General features: G+C 32.3%; 1 protein-coding gene, 1 tRNA gene and 1 pseudogene. 2 read left to right on the forward strand and 1 reads right to left on the reverse strand.

The features are described 5' to 3' along the window. Positions 1–53: 53 nt before the first annotated feature. Positions 54–320, reverse strand: coding sequence for a DUF3493 domain-containing protein (locus FJR05_RS24430; protein WP_168646501.1), 267 nt, complete (start codon positions 318–320; stop codon positions 54–56). A gap of 33 nt (positions 321–353) precedes the next feature. On the opposite strand from FJR05_RS24430, the gene FJR05_RS24435 reads away from it, so the two are divergent. Beyond that, positions 354–425, forward strand: a tRNA-Thr gene (locus FJR05_RS24435). Between the two features lie 103 nt (positions 426–528). After that, positions 529–681: pseudogene (locus tag FJR05_RS24440) on the forward strand (IS1 family transposase); the annotation flags it as partial. Positions 682–1,203: the final 522 nt, after the last annotated feature.

The following is a 1,203-nucleotide window of genomic DNA, read 5'->3' on the forward strand; positions in this document are numbered from 1 at the left end:
GAGTAGGGGAGAATTATATTTTTAGTTTTTCCTTTTTCATTCTGAACTCCTGCCTATTGCTTCTTCTTTCTGTTTTCCCATTGCCACAGAAGTACCATTAGTCCTATTACTCCTAGTTGGATTGCGAAATTAGGCGCTGCTTGTTCAATATCGCGTCCTGCTAGGAGTTGAAAGAAGAAAACGAATGCACCAATAAAGCCAGAAGCACCGATACCAATATAGATAAATTGCCTTAAACCCCGATAGGGTGCGGCTGCTTCGGCTTTGAGGCGTTCGTATTGTTGGGGTTTGAGATTATTTGGAGAATTTTGTTCCATTATCAATAAATTATGCTATGATGTATAACTGTGTACGCCGATGTGGCTCAGGGGTAGAGCAACTGATTCGTAATCAGTAGGTCGTGAGTTCAAATCTCATCATCGGCTTTTGTACGTTCGCAAATTATATGCCGCATTTCGCAAATTAATGTCGCTCATCAACATTTTATTGATTAATATAGTTAATATAATTTCGCAAATTATGTAAACACAGACTAACCATATTGAACGCTTTAATAATACAATGCGGCAAAGAATTTCTCGTTTAGTTAGAAAGACTTTATCCTTCTCTAAAAAGTTAGATAATCATATTGGCGCTATCTGGTATTTTATTCATCATTATAATTCTTGTTGTAGTGCCTAATTTTATTATCACTACATATTTACCACTACCCGAAATCAAAGATCCAGAATTGATAAAAATTACATAAAATCACGTATTTAGGAAGCTTTGGCACTAACTGACGATAATGTCTATTTAAGTCTTCTCCGCGCTTTTTCAACAGCAATTCTCATTTTGAAAAAAATAAGATAAAATTATCTTAATTTAAGTAGAGAACCTGTATCAAATTATCATTTTTTGATAGATAATTATCATCCAATCCTGGAGATAGACAAGGTTGTAAAAATCTTTAAAAATCTAGACATAAAAAATTGATTTCAACTCATAAATCTAGCTGAAATTCTACGCAAATTCATATTTTTTTAATAAATAACTTTCTCCTCTTCTTTCAATGTATTGACATTTTTCAACCAGAATTTACTTTGTTAAATGGGATATATTCCCTAACAATAAATGAGAAAAAATCCGACCAATTTTTAAACCAAATAAATTTTAATAGGCTACGCATATCATTAAAAAAAGAAGTTCGAGTTACTAATAACT

It is taken from the genome of Dolichospermum sp. UHCC 0259 (assembly GCF_009711935.1).
GTDB lineage: Bacteria > Cyanobacteriota > Cyanobacteriia > Cyanobacteriales > Nostocaceae > Dolichospermum.